We start from the raw sequence: 4407 nt of genomic DNA on the forward strand, positions 1-4407 counted from the left end.
GCTTGCTTGTGTGAACTCTTATCAGGTCTAAGCTTTCTTCTTACCTAGGTAAAGGGCTCCGCCCAGTGTGCCAAGTCCTAACAGGCAGAGGAAGAAATTCTCAACGGTACCAGTAGAAGGTAAGATGTTTTTCTTCTTCGGTTTTCCTGGTGTCTGTGGCTCTTCCGGTTTTGATGGAGGAGTTGTTGGAGGGGTCGTTGGTGGTACTTCCGGAGTGTGAACATTGGTAATATTGTAACCATCCACTGTTGATGTATAACCTTTCGGAACGTTCACTTCTTGGACTGTATATTTAATTTCTTTACCGTTCTGGTTTTTGGCCAGGCCTTCAAAATGATACTTCCAGCCAGTCGATTCACTCGCTGTAGCGATCAGTCCGGTATCCTGACCATCCGCAAGCAGTTTCACTTGGATAGAGCTTGGACGAATACCATCTTGGTTGTTGGCATCGTCCCAAGTCTTCGTTCCTTGAACATGAGTCGGTTTCGGTTCGTAATTGTTAGTTACATTCATCCCATTTGGTACTGATTTATAACCTTCTGGAACAGCGACTTCTTCGACAGTATAAGTGATCTCTTTACCAGCTTGATAGCGATCCAGTTTTGTAAACTCATACTTCCAGCCAGTCGATTCACTCGCTGTAGCTGTTTTATCAGTTGGTTTGCCATTGGCTAAGAGCTTCACAGTAATGGAGCCTGGACGTTTGCCATCTCGATTATTGGCATCGTTCCAAGTCTTTTGACCGCCTACTGTAATCTTCTCTGGAGTCAGCTTGTTGGTAACAGTGTATTTGCCATCCTTGGTCTTGGTAATTTCAGTTTCATATGATGCAACTGCTACTTCCTTGACTTCATAAGCAATTTCCTTCCCATCCTTGTACTTAGGCAAGGCTTTTGATTCAAAGGCCCAGCCAGTCGCTGCTGAAACTTCTATTTCATCTACGACCTGACCGTCGTGCAGAACTTGAATTTTCACAGAAGTGGTCCGTTTGCCATCTTGGTTCTCATTATCATCCCAAACCTTGGTTCCTGAAATGACAATTGTTTCTGGATCATGGCTATTGGTTACGACTTGGCCAGAGACAGAAGCTTCATAACCTTCTGGGACATTGACTTCTTTCACAGAGTAAACAATTTCTTGTCCATTTTCAAATTGCGGCAAGTTTGTGAAGGAGGCAACCCATGTATTCGCATCGGTTGCACCTGCGGCCGTTAAGGTTAATGTCTGACCTGCAACTGCTGTTGGTTCTGAACCATTCACTGATTTGTAAAGTTGTACTGTGACAGAGTCTGGGCGTTTGCCATCTTGGTTGTTGGCATCCTTCCATACCTTGGTTACCTTGTATTCAATAGCTTTTGGCAGGTACTTATTAATGATATTGAAATCGTTAATGGTTGTTTCATACTCTGCAACGGTTTCTTCCGTCACCGTATACTTGATTTCTTTCCCATTCTTGTACTTGGCCTTGCCCTTGAATTCTGCTGTCCAAGTGCCATCTGCTGAAGCTTGAACGTCTTTAGAATCAACCTTCTCACCATCGGCTAAGAGATTAATTGTAATCTTCGTTGGACGTTTCCCGTCTTGGTTATTCGCATCATCCCAGTTTTTAGTGGCTTTGATATCAACTGTTTCTGGGCTATAGCGATTGGTAATCGTAAAGCCAGTGGCTGCATCTCCGGTTACTTCAGTTGTGTAACCTGTGATTGAAGTGGCTTCTACAACCTTGTAATCAATCGCCTTGCCGCCTTTTTGGGCATCAAGTTCCGTAAAGCTGCCAGCCCAGCCGGTCGCTTCTGACAACTCAAGTGTTTTCCCAGTATCCTTACCATCTGCGAGGAGTTTAACGGTGATAGAAGATGGACGTTTGCCATCTTGATTGTCGCTATCGTTCCAAACCTTGCGCACAGAAACCTCTGTTTTGGCTGGTTTGTAGCTATTCTTCAGGTTATAACCGTCGATGTCTTTTTTGTAGCCTTCAACAGGCTCTTCATCGATGGAGTAAGTGATTTCCTTACCGCCTTCATATTTCGGTAGGTCGGTGAACTTGTAGCTCCAGTCAGCAGCTGTCACTTCTTGTTCCGCAACCTTAGTGGTCACGCCGTCAACCGTCTTGTTCAAGAAGACCTTGATCTTATCTGGGCGTTTGCCGTCTTGGTTGTTGCCATCATCCCAAGTCTTCGTTCCTTCAACGGATACAGTGCCAGGGTTATAGCTATTCTTCAGATTGTAGCCGTCGATATCTTTTTTGTAGCCCTCAACAGGCTCTTCATCGATGGAGTAAGTGATTTCCTTACCGCCTTCGTATTTCGGCAGGTTTTTGAACTCATAAGTCCAGTTATCCTTAGTTACTTCTTGTTCCGCAACCTTAGTGGTCACACCATCAACCGTCTTGTTCAAGAGAACCTTGATCTTATCTGGACGTTTGCCGTCTTGGTTGTTCCCATCTTCCCATGTCTTCGTTCCTTCAACGGAGACTGTAGCTAGGTCGTGGGTATTTTTAATCGTAAAACTTGTCGCTGTATCTGCAGTAATTTCTGGAATATAACCATCAACTGCTTCTTCTGTCACAGTATACTGGATCTCTTGACCATTTTTATATTTCGCAAGACCTGTAAATGCNAGTCTTTGTTCCTTGAACGGAGACTGTGGCTAGGTCGTGGGTATTTTTAATCGTAAAGCTTGTCGCTGTATCGGCAGTAATTTCTGGAATATAACCATCAACTGCTTCTTCTGTTACAGTATACTGGATCTCTTGACCATTTTTATATTTCGCAAGACCTGTAAATGTAGCAGTCCAAGAACCATCTTGAGCAGCTTGGATTTCTTTTGTTTCAACCTTCGCGCCATCTGCTAGCAGATTCACTATAATCTTGGTCGGACGGAGACCATCTTGGTTGTTGCCATCTTCCCAAACTTTAGTTACAGAAANTAGAAGATTCACGATAATCTTGGTCGGACGGAGACCATCTTGGTTGTTGCCATCTTCCCAAACTTTAGTTACAGAAACATTTGTTTCTGCTGGTGTGTAGCTATTGGTAATGGTGAAACCAGTTGTCGCATCTCCTGTCACCTTAGACTTGTATTCTGCGACTGCGACTTCTTCGATTGTATAGGTGATTGGAGTGCCACCTTTATCTGCATCCAGATCTGTGAAGTTTCCTGACCANATTGTAGCGATTTGTAATCGTGAAGCCAGTTGTGGCATCGCCAGTAAGGACTGAAGTGTAACCTGCTGGAACTGAAACTTCTGCGATTGTATAGGTGATTGGAGTGCCGCCTTTATCTGCATCCAGATCTGTGAAGTTTCCTGACCAATTATTTTCTTTATTGAGTTCAAGGGTCTTACCTGTGTCTTGACCATCGGCAAGGAGTTTAACGGTGATAGAATCTGGACGTTTGCCGTCTTGGTTGTTCCCATCATTCCAAACTTTTTTCACAGAAACCTGGGTTTTGTCTGGTGTGTAAACATTGGTGAAGGTTGTGCTGCCATCGCTGGCATCACTGCTGTACTCAACAGCTGCATGCAGTTTGCCTTCTTTATCATCTGTTACAGTTACTTTANGCCTTTATCGGCATCTAGATTTGTGAAAGTTTCTTCCCAATTGTTAGCTGCATTCAATTCACGTGTTTGACCAGTGTCAACACCATCTGCTAGAAGTTTAACAGTAATAGACTCTGGACGTTTGCCATCTTGATTGTCGGCATCGTTCCATACTTTCTTCACTGGTACTTGAGTTTTAGCTGGCGTATAGACATTGGTGAAGGTTGTGCTGCCATCGCTGGTATCACTGCTGTACTCAACAGCTGCATGCAGTTTGCCTTCTTTATCATCTGTTACAGTTACTTTAGCTGTCACTGTCTTCGCATCGTAGGTAATCCCATTTTCAGTTGTTCCAGCTTTCACTTCCTTGATGGTGTAAGTGTAAGTGCCTTCTTCATCAAATGACAATTCTTTAAACTTAACTTTTCCGTCTGCACCATTCTTCGCTGTTTCAACGTTACCGACTTGGTCTGTCAAAGCAAATTCAAACATATCGGCTTCGAGATTTCGACCGGTCAGCTTCTTCGTTACTTCGAGACTTGCTTTAGCGTTTTCAGCCTTATAGGTGTTTTCGAAAGTGCTGTTGTTATTGTCGTAAGAAACGCTTGCTTCAAGAGCTCCCTTACCGTTATCAATAACTTTAATTGTCACTTCGACAGTCTTGTTAGAATAAGTGATTCCTTTATCAGTTGTACCAGCATTCTTTTCAATGATGGTGTAAGTGAATTCACCTGGGGTTTTGAATTCTAACTCACCAAACTGAATGTTTCCAGCTGCGTCATTTGTTGTTGTTTGAATTGGATCTGTACCATTTTTCTCAAACAAGGCGAATTCGAATTCACCGCCTTTAAGCTGAATCGGTTGAT

At 43.4% G+C, this 4407-nt stretch carries 1 protein-coding gene and 2 pseudogenes; all 3 read right to left on the reverse strand.

What is annotated here, in order from left to right:
• Positions 1–27: 27 nt before the first annotated feature.
• Positions 28–3557, reverse strand: a pseudogene (locus SSIN_RS11105) (Cna B-type domain-containing protein); the annotation flags it as partial.
• Complete coding sequence (locus tag SSIN_RS11175; protein ID WP_483316108.1) at positions 3554–4033, reverse strand: Spy0128 family protein; 480 nt, start codon at positions 4031–4033, stop codon at positions 3554–3556. The pseudogene SSIN_RS11105 and the gene SSIN_RS11175, both read right to left, overlap by 4 nt.
• A 126-nt stretch (positions 4034–4159) precedes the next feature.
• A pseudogene (locus SSIN_RS11180) lies at positions 4160–4366 on the reverse strand (Spy0128 family protein); the annotation flags it as partial.
• Positions 4367–4407 lie beyond the last annotated feature (41 nt).

Origin of the sequence: Streptococcus sinensis, assembly GCF_000767835.1 — a bacterium.
In the GTDB taxonomy this organism is placed as follows: domain Bacteria; phylum Bacillota; class Bacilli; order Lactobacillales; family Streptococcaceae; genus Streptococcus; species Streptococcus sinensis.